The 18,717-nt window shown below is 67.5% G+C and carries 14 protein-coding genes; 1 reads left to right on the top strand and 13 read right to left on the bottom strand.

All coding sequences use genetic code 11. From position 1 onward, the window contains the following. Window positions 1-156: 156 nt before the first annotated feature. From BP68_RS12675 to BP68_RS12615, 13 genes are all read right to left on the bottom strand, one after another. Window positions 157-921 carry an enoyl-CoA hydratase gene (locus BP68_RS12675; RefSeq protein WP_496372273.1) on the bottom strand — a complete coding sequence of 255 codons (765 nt, stop codon included), beginning with the start codon at window positions 919-921 and terminating at the stop codon, window positions 157-159. 17 nt (window positions 922-938) lie between these two features. Continuing rightward, a complete protein-coding gene (locus BP68_RS12670) occupies window positions 939-1,784 on the bottom strand; it encodes an acyl-CoA thioesterase (RefSeq protein WP_496372271.1) in 846 nt (281 codons plus the stop codon). A 25-nt stretch (window positions 1,785-1,809) separates the two neighbouring features. After that, window positions 1,810-2,694 carry an alpha/beta hydrolase family protein gene (locus BP68_RS12665; RefSeq protein WP_496372269.1) on the bottom strand — a complete coding sequence of 295 codons (885 nt, stop codon included), beginning with the start codon at window positions 2,692-2,694 and terminating at the stop codon, window positions 1,810-1,812. An 87-nt stretch (window positions 2,695-2,781) separates the two neighbouring features. Further along, window positions 2,782-3,978: an acetyl-CoA C-acyltransferase gene (locus BP68_RS12660; RefSeq protein WP_496372267.1), complete on the bottom strand. Its 1,197-nt coding sequence runs from the start codon at window positions 3,976-3,978 to the stop codon at window positions 2,782-2,784. A 14-nt stretch (window positions 3,979-3,992) separates the two neighbouring features. Beyond that, window positions 3,993-6,395: a 3-hydroxyacyl-CoA dehydrogenase/enoyl-CoA hydratase family protein gene (locus BP68_RS12655; protein ID WP_496372265.1), complete on the bottom strand. Its 2,403-nt coding sequence runs from the start codon at window positions 6,393-6,395 to the stop codon at window positions 3,993-3,995. Window positions 6,396-6,415: 20 nt separating this feature from the next. Beyond that, window positions 6,416-6,850, bottom strand: a complete 435-nt coding sequence (locus tag BP68_RS12650; RefSeq protein WP_496372263.1) for a DUF2147 domain-containing protein — start codon at window positions 6,848-6,850, stop codon at window positions 6,416-6,418. Window positions 6,851-6,903: 53 nt separating this feature from the next. Further along, window positions 6,904-8,700 (bottom strand): acyl-CoA dehydrogenase C-terminal domain-containing protein, encoded by a 1,797-nt coding sequence (locus tag BP68_RS12645; protein ID WP_496372261.1) that lies wholly within the window; start codon window positions 8,698-8,700, stop codon window positions 6,904-6,906. 60 nt (window positions 8,701-8,760) lie between these two features. Continuing rightward, window positions 8,761-9,429, bottom strand: a complete 669-nt coding sequence (locus BP68_RS12640) for a TetR/AcrR family transcriptional regulator (protein ID WP_496372259.1) — start codon at window positions 9,427-9,429, stop codon at window positions 8,761-8,763. Window positions 9,430-9,607: 178 nt separating this feature from the next. After that, window positions 9,608-10,252, bottom strand: coding sequence for a nucleoid occlusion factor SlmA (gene slmA / locus BP68_RS12635; RefSeq protein WP_496372257.1), 645 nt, complete (start codon window positions 10,250-10,252; stop codon window positions 9,608-9,610). Window positions 10,253-10,444: 192 nt separating this feature from the next. Continuing rightward, window positions 10,445-11,335: an acetylglutamate kinase gene (gene argB / locus BP68_RS12630; protein WP_496372255.1), complete on the bottom strand. Its 891-nt coding sequence runs from the start codon at window positions 11,333-11,335 to the stop codon at window positions 10,445-10,447. A 72-nt stretch (window positions 11,336-11,407) separates the two neighbouring features. After that, entirely contained in the window at window positions 11,408-12,508 is a 1,101-nt protein-coding gene (locus BP68_RS12625) for an MraY family glycosyltransferase (protein WP_496372253.1), read from the bottom strand. A gap of 63 nt (window positions 12,509-12,571) precedes the next feature. After that, window positions 12,572-13,654 carry a DUF1972 domain-containing protein gene (locus BP68_RS12620; protein ID WP_496372251.1) on the bottom strand — a complete coding sequence of 361 codons (1,083 nt, stop codon included), beginning with the start codon at window positions 13,652-13,654 and terminating at the stop codon, window positions 12,572-12,574. Continuing rightward, entirely contained in the window at window positions 13,651-14,742 is a 1,092-nt protein-coding gene (locus BP68_RS12615; RefSeq protein ID WP_496372249.1) for a glycosyltransferase family 4 protein, read from the bottom strand. Before BP68_RS12615 ends, BP68_RS12620 begins: the two co-directional genes overlap by 4 nt. 77 nt (window positions 14,743-14,819) lie before the next feature. Between BP68_RS12615 and BP68_RS12610 the strand changes: the two genes are divergently transcribed. Further along, window positions 14,820-18,674 (top strand): methyltransferase domain-containing protein, encoded by a 3,855-nt coding sequence (locus BP68_RS12610; RefSeq protein ID WP_496372247.1) that lies wholly within the window; start codon window positions 14,820-14,822, stop codon window positions 18,672-18,674. Window positions 18,675-18,717 lie beyond the last annotated feature (43 nt).

Here is an 18,717-nt window from a genome sequence, read left to right as displayed (position 1 = left end):
CACTTTTCATTCAAACCAGGCATCGCCCACCGAATGGCAGCGGGCGATGCCCCTGCGGGCAACTCCAGACTTCGGCAGGTGCTGAAGTCCGGGCGGCGCTTGTGGCGAAAACGCTTGCTCCGCTGCGCGGCGCTGCCCCTGCGGGGCAACCAGACTTCAGCAAGTGCTGAAGTCCGGGCGGCGCTTTTCCATGAACGCGGTGAAGGCCTCGCGGGCGGCGGGCTCGCGCAGCATGCGGCCGAAGCTCTGGCCCTCCTCGGCCATGCGCTCCAGCACGGCGGTGGTCTGGCTCTTCTTGAGCAGGCGCTTGGTCTCGATCAGCGCCGACAGCGGCTTGGCCGCGAGCTTGCGCGCCTGCGCCTGCGCCACCATGTTGCATTCGGTGGGCGGCACCACGCGGTTGACGAAGCCCACCTCCAGCGCCGCCTCGGCCATGAAGGGCTCGCCCAGCAGCAGCGCCTCGGCCGCACGGTGGTAGCCCATCATCTGCGGAGCGAGCAGGCTGGACGCCGCCTCGGGGCACAGGCCCAGGTTCACGAAGGGCATGGAGAACGCCGCGTTGTCGCCCGCGTACACCAGGTCGCAGTGCAGCAGCATAGTGGTGCCGATGCCCACGGCCGGGCCGCACACGGCCGCCAGCACGGGCTTGGGGAAGGTAGCGATGGCGCGCAGGAAGCGAAACACGGGCGCGTCCTGCGCGGCCGGCGGCTGCTGCAGGAAGTCGCCGATGTCGTTGCCGGCGCTGAAGATGGCCGCGTCGCCCTGCAGCACCACCACGCGTGCGGCGGGGTCCTGGGCGGCGGCCTCGAAGGCATCGGCCAGCTGCGCATACATGGCGCTGGTGATGGAGTTCTTCTTCTCCACGCGGTTGAAGGTGATGGTGGTCACGCCGTCTTCGGCGTGGATCAGGATGTCGCTCATGGCTGTTGCTCCGGGGTTCATTCTTTGTAGTAAACGATCTGGTGGCTGGTGGCCAGCATGGCGCCGGCCTCGTTCCACAGCTGCACGGTCTGGTCGAAGAAGCCGTTGCGGAACTCCTGCGCGCGCGCCTGCCCCAGCAGGTAGCCGGTGCCGGTGTCCGCCAGCAGGTCGCCGCCCGCGTGGAAGTACACGGTGATGGACACGGTGCCCGCCGGCACCTGGCGCGCGCGGCGCAGCCACACGCGCGGGAAGAACACATCGGCCAGCGCGGCCAGCGCGCAGAAGTCCAGCGGCCGCGCCGGGGCGTCGCGCATCCACAGCTGGGACAGGCTGGTGTCGCCGCTGTCGTCCCACTGCTCGGGCAGCGCGCCGCTCACCGGGCGCATCTCGTAGCGCTTGAGCCATTCCGAACGGAACGCGGGCTTGATCTGCTTGCACTGCGCGGGCCCGGGCACCGCGGGCATGGGCGTATCGGCCGCGCCCCAGGTCTCGCGCCGCGCGGCGGTCACCACCGTGGCCGTGGTGGTCACCACGGGGGCGCCGTCGGCCCCGGCCTGCAGGATGGACAGCGTCCAGTGCTGCGTGGACCGGTTGGTGCGCACCGGCGTGGCCTGCAGCGTGAACGGCCCCTCGGCCAGCGCGCCGGCATAGTTCACCGTGAGCGACAGCGGCTCGCCCAGGCGCTCGGGGTGCTGCATCACGGCCTGCAGCAGCGTGGCCGCGGTGATGCCGCCAAACGGCCCCACCATGTTCCAGTAGGCCGGCGTGGTGTGGCCGGTGTACTGCCCGGCCCCTTGGGGATGGCTGGACGTGAGCGCCAGCGCCTCGTCCAGGGGGTGAATGCTGTGGTGGTGCGAAGTCATGGGACCAAGTGTGCCGCGATTTGCCTCACGCCGTGGTCGCGCCCACGACGCGCTGCCCCGACGCCTGCGCCAGCGCATCGAGCTGCGCCACCGCGCGCGGCCACAGCGTGGCCTGGAAATCGTCGCGGAAGAAGCCGAAATGCCCGATGCGCCGTGCCTGCACGTCCTGCGGCGCGATGCGCTCCAGGCTGCGCGGCGCGTTGGCATACAAGGCCATCAGGTTCTGCGTGCCGCGCCAGGTCATCAGCTCGTCATCGTGCATGGACCAGGCATGCACGGGAAAGCGCACGGCGCCATAGCTGCGCTGCACGGCCTCGCCCTCCGCCCCCACGCTGTAGCGCGGGTGCAGGCACCAGCGGCGCCACTGCAGCATCACGCCCGCGGGCAGGTCGCCCACCGTACGCAGGCGCCGGCCCGGAAAGTAGCCGCACAGCCGCACCGACAGCGGCACCAGCACATGCCAGAAGGCCGGCATGGCACGGCGGATGCGCGGCGCGTTGTCGCGCCAGTAGCCGCTGCCCGCCGCCACGCTGAGCAGGCCGCTCACGCGCGCATGCCCGCGCAGCAGCCCCGGCAGCTGCGCCCCCAGGCTGTGGCCAACGAGCAGCAGCGGCCGGCCGGGCAGCGCCTGCGCGGCATGGGCGATCACGGCGTCGTAGTCGCGCGCCCAGTCGAACAGGTCGGCGCGCACCTCGCGCACACGGCCCTGCAGCGACTCGCCATGCCCGCGGTAGTCGAAGGTGGTGACCCGAAAGCCCTGGCCGGCCATCCAGGCGGCAAAACGCGCGTAGAAGGTCTGGCGCACGCCAAAGGCGCCGCCGATGACGATGCTGGCGCGCGCCGGCTGCGGCGGCTCGTACACACGCAGCGCCAGGGCCGCGCCATCCACCTGCAAGGTCTGCTGTTGCATGCCCGTTGTCTCCTGCAAGGCGCCGGTCTGCGCCGGCTTGCTGTGTCATGACCATCGCCGCCCAAGGGACGGGGCGGCGCCCTGGGGCTAGACCCGCTCGAAGATGCCCGCCGCGCCCTGGCCCATGCCCACGCACATGGTGACCATGCCGTACTTGAGCTGCTTGCGGCGCAGCGCGTGCACCACCGTGGCCGAGCGGATCGCGCCCGTGGCGCCCAGCGGGTGGCCCAGGGCGATGGCGCCGCCCATGGGGTTGACCTTGGCCGGGTCCAGGCCCAGCGTGTTCACCACGGCCAGCGACTGGGCGGCGAAGGCTTCGTTGAGTTCGTACCAGCCGATGTCGTCCTGCGTGAGCCCGGCATAGCGCAGCGCGGCCGGGATCGCCTCGATGGGGCCGATGCCCATGATGGCCGGCGGAACGCCCTTGCTGGCATAGCTCACGAAGCGCGCCAGCGGCGTCAGGCCGAAGCGCTTCACCGCTGTCTCGCTGGCCAGGATGAGCGCACCCGCGCCGTCGCTGGTCTGCGAGCTGTTGCCCGCCGTCACCGTGCCGCGCGCGGCGAACACCGTGCGCAGCTTGGCCAGGCCCTCCAGGCTGGTGTCGGGGCGGGCGCCTTCGTCCAGGGACACCGTGCGGGTCTTGGTGATGACCTCGCCCGTGGCCAGGTCGGCCGTGCGGTCCGTCACCTCGATGGGCGTGATCTCGTCGGCAAACTCGCCGGCCTGCTGCGCGGCGATGGCGCGGCGGTGCGACTCGAGCGCGAACGCATCCTGCGCCTCGCGGCCCACCTTCCACTGCTGCGCCACCTTCTCGGCCGTCAGGCCCATGCCGTAGGCGATGCCCACGTCGCCGTCGCGCTCGAAGATGCTGGGCGACAGGCTGGGCGCGTTGCCCATCATGGGCACCATGCTCATGCTCTCCACACCGGCGGCGATCATCACGTCGGCCTCGCCCACGCGGATGCGGTCGGCCGCCATGGCCACGGCGCTCAGGCCCGAGGCGCAGAAACGGTTCACGGTGATGCCGCCCACACTGGTGGGCAGGCCCGCCAGCACGGCGCCGATGCGCGCCACGTTCAGGCCCTGCTGGGCCTCGGGGATGGCGCAGCCGCAGATGATGTCCTCGATGGCCTTGGGGTCCAGCCCCGGCGCCTGCGCCAGCGCGGCGCGCAGCGTGGTGGCCAGCAGGTCGTCGGGGCGGTAGTTGCGGAAGTAACCGCGGTGCGACTTGCCGATGGGCGTGCGCGTAGCGGCGACGATGTAGGCGTCTTGCACTTGCTTCATGGTCGGTGTCTCTTTCAGTTGCGCACGGGTTTGCCGGTGTTGAGCATGCCCAGGATGCGTTCCTGGGTCTTGGGGTGCTCGATCAGGGCGCAGAACGCCTTGCGCTCCAGCGCCATCAGGTATTCCTCGCTCACCAGCGTGCCGGCGTCCACGTCGCCGCCGCAGACCACCTCGGCGATCAGCGTGGCGATGTGCTGGTCATGCTCGCTGATGAAGCCGCCGTCGCGCATGTTCACGAGCGAGCCCTTGATGGTGGCGATGCCGCTGCGCCCCGCCACGGGGAACAGGCGCTTGTGCGGCGCGCGCCAGCCCCCCTGGGCCATGGCCCTGGCCTCGTTGATGGCGACGAACAGCACCTCGTCCCGGTGCGGCACGATGAGGTCGCTGTCCAGCAGGTAGCCCAGCTTCCGGGACTCGAGGGCGCTGGTGCCCACCTTGGCCATGGCTGCGGCGGTGAAGCCCTCGGTCAGGAAGGGCAGGATGTCCTTGCCCGTGCTGGCGGCGGCGTTCTCGGCCGCGCGGCGGGCGATGTAGGTCAGGCCGCCGGCGCCGGGCACCAGGCCCACGCCGACCTCCACCAGGCCGATGTAGCTCTCCATGTGGGCCACGCGGCGCGCGCTGTGCACGGCCAGCTCGCAGCCGCCGCCCAGCGCCATGCCGTGGATGGCCGAGACCACAGGCACCTGGGCGTAGCGCAGGCGCAGCATGAGGTTCTGCAGCTCATGCTCCACGCCTTCGATGGCGGCGATGCCCGCGACCACGTAGGCGGGCATGGTGGCCTGCAGGTCGGCGCCCACGCTGAACGGCGCGTCGCCCGACCAGATGACCATGCCCTCGTACTCGCGCTCGGCCAGGTCGACGGCCTCCATCAGCCCTTCCATCACGTCGGGGCTGATCGCGTGCATCTTGCTCTGGATGCTGGCGATGAGCACCTTGCCGTCCAGCGTCCAGGTGCGCAGCGCATCCGTGTCGCTGATGGTGGTGCCGGCCTTGCGCCAGTCGGGCAGGTTGTCCTCGCCCAGCAGCCTCTCGGGGAAATGCTGTCGTTCGTACACCGGCAGCTGGCGGCGCGGCACGAACTTGCCTTGCGACGGGCTCCACGAGCCCTGCGCCGTGTGCACGCCGCCGGCGTCGGCCACGGGGCCCTTGAACACCCAGTCGGGCAGCGGCGCCTGGCACAGCGCCTTGCCGGCGGCAATGTCCTCCTGGATCATCTGCGCCACCTCCAGCCAGCCGGCCTCCTGCCACAGCTCGAACGGGCCCTGGCTCATGCCGAAACCCCAGCGCATGGCCTGGTCCACGTCGCGCGCGGTGTCGGCAATCGTTGCCAGGTGCACGGCAGCGTAGTGGAAGCTGTTGCGCAGGATGGCCCAGAGGAACCGGCCCTGCGGCCCCTCGGCGTTGCGCAGCAGCTTCAGGCGCTCGGCCGCGGGTTTCTTCAGCATGCGGCCATAGACCTCGTCGGCCTTGGCGCCGGCGGGCACGTATTCCTCGCTCTCCAGCTCGAAGCGCAGGATGTCGCGGCCCACCTTCTTGTAGAAGCCTGCCTTGGCCTTCTGGCCCAGGTTGCCGAGTTCGATGAGCTTGCTGAGTACGGCGGGCGTGCCGAAGCTGCCGTAGAACGGGTCGCTCTGCTCGTTCAGGTTGTCCTGCAGCGTCTTGATGACGTGGGCCATGGTGTCCAGGCCCACCACGTCGGCGGTGCGGAAGGTGCCGCTGCTGGCGCGGCCCAGCTTCTTGCCCGTGAGGTCGTCCACCACGTCGAAGGTGAGGCCGAAGTTCTCCACCTCCTTCATCGTGGACAGCATGCCGGCGATGCCCACGCGGTTGGCGATGAAGTTGGGCGTGTCATGCGCGCGCACCACGCCCTTGCCCAGGCCGCTGGTGACGAAGGCCTCGAGCTGGTCGAGCACCTGTGCTTCAGTGGTGGGCGTGTTGATCAGTTCCACCAGCACCATGTAGCGCGGCGGGTTGAAGAAGTGGATGCCGCAAAAGCGCGGCTTCACGCTCTCGGGCAGCGCCTCGGACAACTGGGTGATCGACAGGCCCGAGGTGTTGGAGGCCAGGATGGCGTGCGGCGCGACATGGGGCGCGATCTTCTGGTACAGGTCGAGCTTCCAGTCCATGCGCTCGGCGATGGCCTCGATCACGAGGTCGCACTCGCCCAGCAGGGCCATGTGTTCCTCGTAGTTGGCCTGCTGGATCAGGTCCGCGTCTTCGGCCACGCCCAACGGCGAGGGCTTGAGCTTCTTCAGGCCTTCCACGGCCTTGGTGACGATGCCGTTCTTCGGGCCTTCCTTGGCGGGAAGGTCGAACAGCACCACCGGCACCTTCACGTTGACGAGGTGGGCGGCGATCTGCGCGCCCATCACGCCTGCGCCGAGCACGGCGACTTTCTTGACTTGGAATCGGGACATGGTTGATCTTCGATGAGTGGTTACTGCATGCGCTGCCAGGTCTGGGTGCGCCAGAAGGGGCCGAGGTAGCCGCGCACTTCCAGCCGCTTGCCGCCGTCGATGGGCGTGAGGCTGGCGCGGTATTCCTTGCCGTTCTCGGGGTCCAGGATCTTGCCGCCCTCCCAGACCTCCTTGCCCTCGGCCTGCTGGCCGCCGCGCAGGATCTCCAGGCCCGCGATGGGCTTGTCCTTGCGGTCGTCCCTGCACTCGGTGCAGGTAGCGGCGGGGTCGGTATTCTTCTTGAGCGACTTTTCGATGCGCCCGCTCAGGGCGCCGCCGCTGTCGCCGATGCGGATCTCGGCCTTGGCCTCGCCCGTCTTGTCGTCCACGCTGCGCCACAGGCCCGCAGGGGTCATCTGGGCCCACGCGGGGCCGGCAATAGCTATTAAAACAATAGCATTTAGCGCTTTCCTCATAAGGGCTCCAGTGCTAAAACGTTCAAAACAGGCCGGGACCGTCAGCGTGGCGCTCAGGCCAGGGCCGCGTCGGTGTCCATAAGCACCTTGGAGCCAGCGCGGGCGGTGCGCATCAGCGTGGCCGTCTCGGGGAACAGCTTGGCGAAGTAAAAGCGCGCCGTCTGCAGCTTGGCCACGTAGAACGGGTCGGTGTTGCCCGCCGCGATCTCGCGCAGCGCCACCTGGGCCATGCGCGCGAACATGTAGCCGAACACCAGGTGGCCGGCCACGCGCAGGTAGTCCACGGCGGCGGCACCCACCTCGTCGGGGTTCTGGAAGCCGCGGAAGCCGATCTCGGTGGTGAACTTGGTCATCTGCTCGCCCAGGTAGGCGATGGGGTTGATGAACTCGGCCATCTTCTCGTTCACGCCTTCCTCGGCCACCAGCTGGGCTACGAGCTTGCCGAACTTCTTGAGCGTGGCGCCGTTGTTGCCCAGCACCTTGCGGCCCAGCAGGTCCAGCGACTGCACGGTGTTCGTGCCTTCGTAGATCATGTTGATGCGGTTGTCGCGCACGTACTGCTCCATGCCCCATTCCTTGATGAAGCCGTGGCCGCCGAAGACCTGCATGCACGCGTTGGTCGCAACATGGCCGTTGTCGGTGATGAAGGCCTTGACGATGGGGGTCAGCAGGGCGACGAGTTCGTCGGAGTCCTTGCGCACCTTCTCGTCGGGATGGTGGTGCGCCTTGTCCAGCAGCAGCGTGCAGAAGATCTGCAGCGCGCGGCCGCCCTCGGCGTAGGCCTTGGCGGTGAGCAGCATCTTGCGCACGTCGGGGTGGACGATGATGGGGTCTGCCTCCTTGTCCTTGGCCTTGGTGCCGCTCAAAGAGCGCATCTGGATGCGGTCCTTGGCGTAGGCCAGCGCGTTCTGGAACGCCACCTCGGTCAGGCCCAGCGACTGGTTGCCCACGCCCAGGCGGGCGGCGTTCATCATCACGAACATGGCGGCCAGGCCCTTGTGGGGCTCGCCCACCAGGGTGCCGATGGCGCCGTCGATGGCGATCTGCGCCGTGGCGTTGCCGTGGATGCCCATCTTGTGCTCCAGACCCGCGCAGTAGATCGGGTTGCGCTCGCCCAGGCTGCCGTCGGCATTCACCCGGAACTTGGGCACCACGAACAGGCTGATGCCCTTGCTGCCCTTGGGCGCGTCCGGCAGGCGGGCCAGCACCAGGTGCACGATGTTGGCGGTGAAGTCATGCTCGCCGGCGCTGATGAAGATCTTGTTGCCGGTGATCTTGTAGCTGCCGTCGGCCAGCGGCTCGGCCTTGGTGCGCAGCAGCCCCAGGTCGGTGCCGCAGTGGGGCTCGGTCAGGCACATGGTGCCGGTCCACTCGCCGCTGGTCAGCTTGGGCAGGTACAGCTTCTTTTGCTCTGGCGTGCCGTGGGCGTGCAGGGCCTCGTAGGCTCCGTGCGACAGGCCGGGGTACATGGTCCAAGCCTGGTTGGCGCTGTTGAGCATCTCGTACAGGCACTGGTTGAGCACGAAGGGCAGGCCCTGGCCGCCGTATTCTGGCTCGCACGACAGCGCGGCCCAGCCGCCTTCCACATATTGCGCGTAGGCCTCCTTGAAGCCCTTGGGCGTGGCGACCTCGTGGGTCTGCTTGTCAAGCGTGCAGCCCTCCTCGTCGCCACTGATGTTCAGCGGAAACGCCACGCCCGCAGCAAACTTGCCCGCCTCTTCCAGCACCGCGTTGACGGTGTCCGCATCCACCTCGGCATGCCGCGGCATGGCCTTGAATTCATCGGTCACCGCGAAGACCTCATGCAGGACGAATTGCATGTCGCGCAGCGGCGGCGTGTAAGTAGGCATAGCTTGGCTCCTGAGATGTGGGGAAGAGAAAACGGGTGAGGTCGAAAAACGGGGGGCGGCTCAGCCGCCCCTGAAAGACGGGTCGGCGCTGTAGCGCGCCAGGATGTTGTCGAAACCGGTGTGCGCGCGCTCGATGGAGCCCGGCGTGTGCAGGAAGCGCGCCTCGTAGTGCAGCGCCAGGATCAGGCCGTGGATCTCGAAAAGCATCTGGTCCTCGCTCACGTCGGCACGGATCTCGCCGCATTCCTTGCACTGCTGGATGGCGCGCTTGATGGCCGCCTGCCAGGTCTGCACCGAGTTGGCCAGCGCATCGCGCACGGGGCCGGTGCGGTCATCGAACTCGACGGCGCCGCTGATGTAGATGCAGCCGGAGTCGATCTCGATGGAGGTGCGCTGCATCCAGTTGCCGAACAGCGCCCGCAGACGCATCACGCCGCGCGGCGCCTGCAGGGCGGGGTAGAACACCTCCTGCTCGAAGCGATGGTGGTATTCGCGGATCACCGAGATCTGCAGTTCCTCGCGCGAGCCGAAATGCGCAAACACCCCCGACTTGCTCATGCCCGTCACGTCGGCCAGCGCGCCAATGGACAAGCCTTCCAGACCGATATGCGTGGCCAGGCCCAGTGCCGCGTCGATGATGACGGCCTTGGTCTGCTGCCCCTTGTGCAGCGCCCGGCCGTCACGGCGGGGTGCGCGGGTGGCCTTGGGAGAGGGGGTCGATACCGGCATGGGTCAAAATAAAACGAACGATCGTTCTATTTTGCACAAAAGTATCCGGCAACACCAGTTTTTCATCGAACGCGTGAAGCGCCCAGGGGTAAATACCTAGCCGTGCGGCGCCAGTCCGCCACATCCGCTTGCACCGGCGCCCGCCAACGAACGGCACTTCGCCGCGTCGGCGGTGGGTCTACAGCATCAGCGCGAGGGTGGCGTCCAGATGCTCGGTGGGCAGACGGCGGAAACCCGTACGCGCGTAATGCTGCAGGCGCCCGCGGATCAGGTCGCCCAGCGCGGCAGCACGTACCTGCGTCAGCACGGTGGGCGCGGCAACGCCGTCGGCCTCGGCCATGGGGCGCAGGCACTGGCGCAACGTGGCCTCGATCTTGTCGAAGAACAGGTTCATGCGCTGCTGCAGGCGATCGTTCTCGAACACCAGCGCATCGCCCACCATCACGCGCACCATGCCGGGGTTGCGCTCGCCAAACTGCAGCACCATGGCCGTGATGCGCGCCGCGCGCTGGGCTCCATCGGTCTCATCGCCGCGCTCCATGATCTGGTGGACCAGGGTGAACACGCTCTGCTCGATGAAGTCGATCAGGCCCTCGAACATTTGCGCCTTGCTGGCGAAATGGCGGTACAGCGCCGCCTCGCTCACCGACAGCCGCGCCGCCAGCGCCGCCGTGGTGATGCGCTCGGCGCCCGGCTGCTCCAGCATGGCCGCCAGTGTCTGCAGGATCTGCTCGCGCCGCTCGCCGGGCCGCGGGCGGCGACGTGCAGCGGGCGCGTCGTCGGACGTGGAGGGCTCGGCGGTGACTGGCATGAATTCAGACATGGAGGGCAACAAGTGTGTGCAATTGATTCTCGCACAGCATAACAACTCCCCCAAAGGCAACGAAAAGCCCCTTCCTTGCTCACAAAAAAATAGCTGCACACGCCCTATACATGGGCGTTGCAGCCATATTTCTTGGTGCGAGAGGTCTCTTGGCCTCTCCCCGGCCCGTACCGGGACAGAGGAATCCGCAGGTCAGTGGCTGCGGATCATGGTGCCGTAGGCCTGGTCGGTCAGGATTTCCAGCAGCATGGAATGCGGTACGCGGCCGTCAATGATGTGCACCGCGTTCACGCCCGCCTTGGCCGCGTCGAGCGCCCCACTGATCTTGGGCAGCATGCCGCCCGAGATGGTGCCGTCGGCGAACAGCGCATCGATCTCGCGCGCCGTCAGGTCGGTCAGCAGGTTGCCGGCCTTGTCCAGCACGCCGGGGGTGTTGGTCAGCAGCACCAGTTTTTCGGCCTGCAGCACCGTGGCGAGCTTGCTGGCCACCACGTCGGCGTTGATGTTGTAGCTCTCGTTCTCTTCGCCGAAGCCAATGGGGCTGATGACGGGGATGAAGGCATCGTCCTGCAGCGCCTTGACCACGCTGGGATCGATGGCCACGATGTCCCCCACCTGGCCCACGTCGTGCTCGACGTTCGGGTCCTTGTTGTCCACCATCTTGAGCTTCTTGGCGCGGATCATGCCGCCGTCGCGCCCCGTGAGGCCCACGGCCTTGCCGCCGGCCTGGTGGATCAGGCCCACGATGTCCTGCTGCACCTCGCCGGCCAGCACCCATTCGACCACTTCCATGGTCTCGGCGTCGGTCACACGCATGCCCTGGATGAATTCACCCTTCTTGCCCAGGCGGTTGAGGGCCTGCTCGATCTGCGGGCCGCCGCCATGCACCACCACCGGGTTCATGCCCACCAGCTTGAGCAGCACCACGTCTTCCGCGAAGTCCGCCTGCAGGGCCGGATCGGTCATGGCGTTGCCGCCGTACTTGATCACCATGGTCTTGCCATGGAACTTGCGAATGTAGGGCAGCGCCTGGGCCAGGATTTCAGCCTTGTCGCGCGGGGCAATCGAAAGAAGGTCGGTCATGTCAGCGGGCTAGTGCGGCAACGTGGAACAAAGAGGTCCGAATTGTGCCGCATCTGCCGACTACGCCCACGCTCAGAACCGCAGCCAGTCCGGTACCTTGAAACGCACGATGCCGATGTAGGCCGCCACGTAGGTCACACCGAACAAGCCGCAGAACGCCATGAGCACCGGCGTGTTGTTCCAGAACAGTACGGCCGGCATCACCGTGAGCATGGTGAACGCCCACAGATAGGGCGATGTGCGGTTGTTGCGCTTAAGCATGCGCCGTGCCTCGTCCTCGTGGAACACGCCGCGCACGATGCGCCGATAGATGAGTTGGTGGAAATGCAGTGCATCCGCCATGCCCGGCGAGGCACCCCGGGCCAGCTTGCGGTAGATGGAGAACATGGTTTCCCACACCGGATAGATCAGCAGCAGCATGGGGAACCAGGGCGACACCTCCGCATTGCGCTGCACCAGCGACAGGCTGGCCAGTGCGATCACCACGCCCCAGATGTAGGCCCCGCTATCCCCGGCGAACAGCATACCGCGTGGGTAGTTCCACACCAGGAATCCGACGGTGGCCGCTGCCAGACACACAAGCAGCGAGGCCAGCGCGCGGTCCCCCACCTGCAGACACACATGGGCAAGAGCCAGGCAGATGATCAGGGCCACCATGCCCGCCAGGCCGTTGTAGCCGTCGATGATGTTGAAGGCGTGCGGCAGCCCCGCAATGGCCAGCAGCACGATACCCACCCCCAGCCAGGGCACCTGCAGCAGCAGGGCGTCCAGCCACGGCAGGCCCAAGCGCGTCACGTTCAGCTCCAACAGCCACACCGCCAGACCGCCGGAAATCAGCGTGAGCAGCAACCGGTAGCGCACCGACAGCCGCTGCGTCATGTCCTCGGCGATGCCCCCTAAGGCGGCGGGCAGCAGCACCGCTATCCAGGAAATTCCCCAGAGCCCCAGGCGCAGCGAACCCGGATCGCCTGCCCGCGTCTGCCAAATGCCCAGCAGCCAACTGACCACCATGCCGACCAGCAAGGCCAACCCGCCCAAACGCGGCACCTCGCCCACGTGGAAACGCTGCGGCATGGCATCGCCGTATTCAACGGTGCGCCCCCCCAGCCACCGGATAGTGGCCGCCGCAACGACCACGGTGACGATGAAACTGACGAGAGACAACCAAATCATGAGACGCCGATGTTAAGTGCCGCTTCGTCGCAGGCGGGTATCACAATGCAAAAAAACACAGGTTTACACCCCCAGCACTCGGAAATACTCCGCACCGACCCGCTCCCAGGTGTAGTGACTCCGCGCCAACGTGCGCATGCGATCGCCCACCGCCTCGGCCTGCTCGCCCCCCAGACCGTCGACCGCCGCCGCCAGCCCGTGCGCATCCGCAAAATACCAAGCCTGTCCCTGCGTGGTGTAGCGGTTGAAGAGACAGTCATAGGCCGCCACCGGCACGCCGAAGTGCATCATTTCCACCAGCGAGGGATTGGTCCCCCCAGCAGAGTGGCCATGGACATACAGGCTGGCGCCCTCCCGCAGCGTCCGGAGGGCCCCCGGGTCGTATTCGGGATCGGCCAGCGTGATGTGGCCGTACCCGCCATAGCGCTTGCGCATCTCCCGGCCAAAGGCGCTGGCGTCCCAGTTGCCCACGAAGACCAGGGGCAGCACCGGGTGGCGCGCGAACGCCTCGAGAATCATCTCGACGTTGTTCTCCGGCTCGATGCGGCACAAGGCCAGCGCATAGCGGGACGGCAGCACCGTGCGCCAGGGGCGGCGCGGGGATTGCACCGCGTGGTCGCCCCCATAGGCGATCACCGTGCAGGGCCGGCCGTAGCTGCGCGCAACATGCTCTGCCACGCCTTCGTTGTCCGCGACCACCACATGCGAACAGCGCACGGCCAGCCACTCTGACAGGCGCAGGAAGATCCCGGCCAGGCGCCCCCATTTGGCCCTGCGCCACTCTATCCCATCGATGTTGGTCACCACCTTGGTATGGCCCAAGCAGCGTAGCAGAGGCAGGGCCACGGCACCCGAAACACCCAGCAGCAGCACGGCATCCGCCCGCTCCCGCCATGCCAGCCACAGCGACCACGCATCGTAGGCAATGCTCGACACCCCGTTGGCAGACAGCGGCAGATGACGCAAACGTGCGCCATGAAAACGCCGCGCGCTCTCCGGTGGCACGGGTCCGCTGCAAAAGATCGTCAGCACCACCTCCAGGCCCTGCCGTTCCCGATGCACGGCCAGGTTCTCCGCCAGCGTCTCAAACCCGCCATAGGCCGCCGGCACACCGGCGCACCCCACAACCGCCACCGTGCGCGTCACGCTTGCCCTCCGAGTACCGCCGCACGGATGGCTGCCTGGAAGGTTTCCGGGGACAATTCCCGCGCCCTGCTCCGGCAGGCAGCCGAAAGCCGCATGCATAGCGCTGCATCGCCCGCCAACTGCGCCACGGCAGCCCGCAAGGCCTCAGCATCGCGCGAGTCCACCAGATAGCCCTGCGCCCCGTCCTCCACCAATTCGGCAGGCCCTCCCACCGGCGGGGCAATCACGGGAACGCCGAAGCTCATGGCCTCCAGCAGCGTCAAGCCAAAGGTTTCCTGACATACGTCCACACGCGACAGGTTCACCACCAGCCCCGCACGGGCATAGATGGCGGACACATCCGCAGCGCCCGGCACGATCTGCAGATTGCCCGGCACGTCACGCCCTTGCAGGTAGGCGCTCACGGCTGCGGCATCATCGCTGGCCGCCAACACAAAGTGCAGCCGGCTGTCGCCCGCAAAGGCCCGCGCCAGCTGTAGGAACTCGGGCACGCCTTTGTAATCTCGCAGGGAGCACAGCATGCAGACCCGAAACACGCCGTCGCGCCTGGGTGTATACGCGCTGTGCATGCCCTTGGCGAACAGCACCTCGTCCACCGCGTTGTGCACCACGCGAGCCTCCGGCACGCCCAGAGCCTGTCGCTGGAACTCCGACACGCAGATCACCGTATCCGCCGCCCATCGTGCCACCGCCAGCAACAGCCACTGCAGCAACCGCGGCTGCAGCGAAGCCTCATGCACATGCCAGACCACGCGCCGCCCGCTCAGCCTGCCATACAGAGCGGCAGCGAACGGCAGCAGCGTATTCACATACAGCACCGCATCCCGCTCGATGTCCCGAGCCCGGCACAGCTGGCACAGCAAATCGGTCTGGCTGGTCAGCCAGCGCCACAATGTTGCCCAGCGGTTGCGCCCCCGCCGGTATGCATAGCGCCGCGCCTGCGGTACAGACTCCCCCAGGAAGCCATCACCACCACTCCCCAGGTACAGCACCTGGCGGGGCTCACGCTCCGCGAGGGCTGCCATCACGCCCCCCAACACCCGCGGGCTGCCGGAACGGTCATTCAGCAGGTGGGCGAAAACGATCATGGAAACCTGGTTGGCGGGGCATGGCACCCGATTATCGGGGTGCGGGGCAGGCCGACCAGCGTTGCGATAATCCAGCGATGACACAAAACATCGAGGATCTGCACGTCTACCTGCGCAGCATTCGTCCCAATGAACGCACCTCCCTCTCCGTACTGGCCAGCCTGGTGCATGAAGGCGCCACGGTGCTGGACCTGGGCTGCGGCAGCGGCGCCCTGGGGCAGTATCTGCGGGAAACCCACCGCTGCACCTGCGACGGCCTGACCTGGAGCGAGGCGGAGGCCGCGCTGGCGCGCCCCCACTACCGTCACGTTGTGGTTGCAGACTTGGAAGCATGCGATTTGCTTACAACATTTACTGCGCAGCACTACGATTACATAGTGTGCGCCGACGTGCTGGAGCATCTGCGCGCCCCCGAGCGTGTTCTCGCTGCCTGCCGAGACCTGCTCAAGCCCTCGGGTCGGCTATTGATATCGGTCCCCAATGCGGGCTACGCCGGCTTGGTGGCCGAACTGCTGCAGGGCGAGTTTCGTTACCGCGAAGAAGGCCTGCTGGACCGCACCCACCTGCGCTTTTTCACCCGCCGTTCGCTGGCTCGCTTCATGGGAGAACAGCGCTGGGCCGTGGACTCGCTGGACACTATCCACCGGGAGATGCCCGAATCGGAATTCAAGACCCAATTCGACCAGTTGCCCCCCTCCGTTGCCCGCTACCTGCTGGCGGCGCCCGATGCACTTACCTACCAGTTCGTTGGGGCAGCCCACCCGGTGGACATGGCAGCCCCAGAACAACTGGACACGCCCCCAACCGCCGAAGCCCAGGCGCTTTTCACAGCCCAGCTTTATCTGGGCCAGGGCGGCAGCTACGCAGAAGACCGCAAACTCACCGCCCGCGGCATCATTGGTCAGGAGCGCCAGACATTGCGCTTTCCCATTGCCGCGGCAGAAGCACCCACGACCCATCTGCGGCTCGACCCCGCAGACCGTCCCGGTTTCCTGCATCTCTACGCCATCAGCCTGCGCGACGACCAAGGTGTGGAGCGCTGGCGCTGGGATGCATCCAGCGCAACCGGCGAGCTTCTAAGCGAAGCACTCCATCGCCAGATGGAATGGCAGTCACCGCTGGCCCCCGCCGCCCCCGCGTCGCTTCTGCTGCTCACCGGCGACGACCCATGGTTCCAGCTGCCTGTCGATCCCCAGACCGTGGCGGACGCCACGACCGCCGGAGGCTCCCTTGAAGTGGAAGTCGGCTGGCCCATGTCTGCGGACTACCTGGCCCTCTCTGCCACGGTGCGGCCATTGCAGGACCAGATCGACCAAACCCAGCGACTGGCGCACGCCGCGCAAGACCGCCTGAAGGGTGAGATGGGCCACCTCGAGAGCCAGCTGAGCGAAACTCGCGACGCCCTCGCAGTCGCCCATGGCGCCAATGCGCGCCTGCACGAGACGAACGATCTGCTCATGGCGCAACGGTCCGAACTGCGCGAGGAGTCCTCCCGGCTTCAGCGCAACGCCGCACGCCAACACTACGACCTCGCTCGCCTGCAAAATGACTTCTCGCGCCTGCAAGCCGAACATGGCGCACTGGTGGCCCAATTCAAAACCCTGGAAAACTCGCTCGTGTACCGCGCCACCCGCCCGCTTGCCTCCGCCAAACGGGGACTGAACCAGCTTCTGGGGCGCACGGCCGCCCCTTCCCCAGCTGCCGCCCTGCCCAGCCAACACCCCCTGCCTCCCACGCCCCACCCCGTGGATGTGATCGTGCCCGTCTACCGCGGCCTGGCAGATACCCAGCTGTGCATCGACTCCGTGCTCGCCTCGCCCCTGCGCGCGGCCTACCGGCTCATCGTCATCAACGACTGCAGCCCCGAACCCGAGGTGACGCAATGGCTGCGCGAACGTGCGGCACAGGACGCGCGCATCACCTTGCTGGAAAACAGCGAGAACCTGGGCTTCGTTGGCACCGTCAACCGCGGCATGGCACTGTCGGACAGCAACGACGTGCTGCTGCTCAACAGCGACACCGAGGTCGCCAACGACTGGCTGGACCGCATCCGCGCCGCCGCCTACGGCGACGCACGCATTGCCAGCGTCACCCCCCTGTCCACCAACGCCACCATCTGCAGCTACCCGCGCTTTTGCGAAGACAACCCCCTGCCACCGGGCTACGACACCGCGCGGCTGGACGCGCTGTGCGCCCGCACCAACCCTGGTGTCGTGGTGGACGTACCCACCGGCGTGGGCTTTTGCATGTACATCCGCCGCGACAGCCTGCACGCCCTCGGGCTGTTCGACACCGAGCATTTCGGCAAGGGCTATGGCGAAGAAAACGACTTCTGCCAACGCGCGGTCCATGCCGGCTGGCGCAACCTGCACCTGCTCGACACCTTCGTGCTGCACACCGGCGGGGTGAGCTTTGGCGACAGCAAGAGCCCGCGCGAGCGCGCCGCCATGGAGACCCTGGCGCGCCTGCACCCGAACTACGCCCGCGACGTCCATGCCTTCGTGCAGGCCGACCCGGCCCGCCCCTACCGGCTGGCGCTGGACGTGGCGCGCATCCTGGACGGCCATCTGCCCGTAGTGCTGGCCGTGCTGCACGACCGCGCCGGTGGCACGGTGCGCCATGTGCGCGAGTTGTCCACGCATCTGGCCGCTCACGCGCAGTTCCTCACCCTGACACCCGCCCCCGGCCACAGCGTGGCGCTGCGCATGGCCTCCGAGCGCGAAGGCTTCGAGCTCTGCTTCCGCCTCGACGACCAGTTCGACGAGCTGCTCGGCGTGCTGCGCAGTCTTGGCGTGTGCCATGTGCATTACCACCATCTCCTGGGCCATGGCCAGCAGGTGCGCGACCTGCCCGCCCTGCTGGACGTGCCCTACGACTTCACCGCGCACGACTTCTACAGCTACTGCACCCATATCACCCTCACCGGGGACGAGGAGCGGTTTACGGGCGATGCCGCGCCCGGCCAATGCAACTGCTGCACGCCCGACATGGCATCCCCCATGGGGGGCAGCGTCGCCCAGTGGCGCAGCGCCAACGCCCTGCTGCTCAACGGCGCCCGCCATGTGTTCGCCCCCAGCCACGACACCGCACGCCGCATTGCCGGCCTGGTGCCGGCGGCCAAGGTACTGGCCGTACCACATACGGACGTGGCGCCCGATACCGACCTCCCGGCGCCGCAGCCGCGGCCGCTGCCCGCAACGCAGGCCCTCAAGGTCGTGGTGATCGGCGCCCTCAGCGTCATCAAGGGCGCCGATGTCCTGGAGGCCGTGGCCCGTGAGGCCGCTAAACGGCAAGCTCCCGTGGAATTCCACCTGCTGGGCTACGCCTATCGGCAACTGCAGACGCAGCCCAAGGCCCACCTCACCGTACATGGCGCCTACACGGAGGAAGACCTTCCCAGGCTGCTGGCCTGGCTACAGCCCGACATCGTCTGGTTCCCCGCGCAGTGGCCCGAGACCTACAGCTACACACTCAGCGCCGCCCTCCAGGCCGGCCTGCCCGTGGCCGTGCCCGACATCGGAGCCTTCGCCGAGCGGGTGGCCACGCGCCCCTGGAGCTGGGTATGCGACTGGAACCTGGACACCAAACAGTGGGTGGAGTTTTTCACCACCCTCCGCACCGAACATTTCGCACAGGCCATCCCCCCCGCGCTGCCGGCGGTGCAGACAGTAGATCCCGTACAAAGCCAGCCGGACGCCTGGGGCTACCGCAGCGATTATGTGACGGACCTGCCCCCGCGCCGCGCGGAGGGCGCCGGCCTGGACCACGCACAGCTCCTGCGCTATCTGCCGACCCCCACGCCCACGGCGGCGGCACGCTCCCGATTGTTCAGCGCACTGGTCTATCTGCGCAGCCTGCCGGTCCTGCGCAGCGTGGCTCGGCGCATCCCCGCGCATTGGCAACGCAAGGTGAAGAGCAGGCTCATCGCCTGACTGCGGTCGCCATCAAAAATATAGCTGCATGCGCTTATGGAGC

The organism is Diaphorobacter oryzae DSM 22780, from assembly GCF_059568935.1.
This window is presented reverse-complemented; position numbering and strand designations above follow the sequence as displayed.

Excerpts from the sequence above, each read along its gene's own strand:
- BP68_RS12655 (WP_496372265.1), bottom strand. The coding sequence starts at position 6,395 with ATGTCCCGATTCCAAGTCAAGAAAGTCGCCGTGCTCGGCGCAGGCGTG.
- BP68_RS12640 (WP_496372259.1), bottom strand. The coding sequence starts at position 9,429 with ATGCCGGTATCGACCCCCTCTCCCAAGGCCACCCGCGCACCCCGCCGT.
- BP68_RS12675 (WP_496372273.1), bottom strand. The coding sequence starts at position 921 with ATGAGCGACATCCTGATCCACGCCGAAGACGGCGTGACCACCATCACC.
- BP68_RS12660 (WP_496372267.1), bottom strand. The coding sequence starts at position 3,978 with ATGAAGCAAGTGCAAGACGCCTACATCGTCGCCGCTACGCGCACGCCC.
- BP68_RS12615 (WP_496372249.1), bottom strand. The coding sequence starts at position 14,742 with ATGATCGTTTTCGCCCACCTGCTGAATGACCGTTCCGGCAGCCCGCGG.
- BP68_RS12670 (WP_496372271.1), bottom strand. The coding sequence starts at position 1,784 with ATGACTTCGCACCACCACAGCATTCACCCCCTGGACGAGGCGCTGGCG.
- BP68_RS12610 (WP_496372247.1), top strand. The coding sequence starts at position 14,820 with ATGACACAAAACATCGAGGATCTGCACGTCTACCTGCGCAGCATTCGT.
- BP68_RS12625 (WP_496372253.1), bottom strand. The coding sequence starts at position 12,508 with ATGATTTGGTTGTCTCTCGTCAGTTTCATCGTCACCGTGGTCGTTGCG.
- BP68_RS12645 (WP_496372261.1), bottom strand. The coding sequence starts at position 8,700 with ATGCCTACTTACACGCCGCCGCTGCGCGACATGCAATTCGTCCTGCAT.
- BP68_RS12665 (WP_496372269.1), bottom strand. The coding sequence starts at position 2,694 with ATGCAACAGCAGACCTTGCAGGTGGATGGCGCGGCCCTGGCGCTGCGT.
- argB (WP_496372255.1), bottom strand. The coding sequence starts at position 11,335 with ATGACCGACCTTCTTTCGATTGCCCCGCGCGACAAGGCTGAAATCCTG.
- slmA (WP_496372257.1), bottom strand. The coding sequence starts at position 10,252 with ATGTCTGAATTCATGCCAGTCACCGCCGAGCCCTCCACGTCCGACGAC.
- BP68_RS12650 (WP_496372263.1), bottom strand. The coding sequence starts at position 6,850 with ATGAGGAAAGCGCTAAATGCTATTGTTTTAATAGCTATTGCCGGCCCC.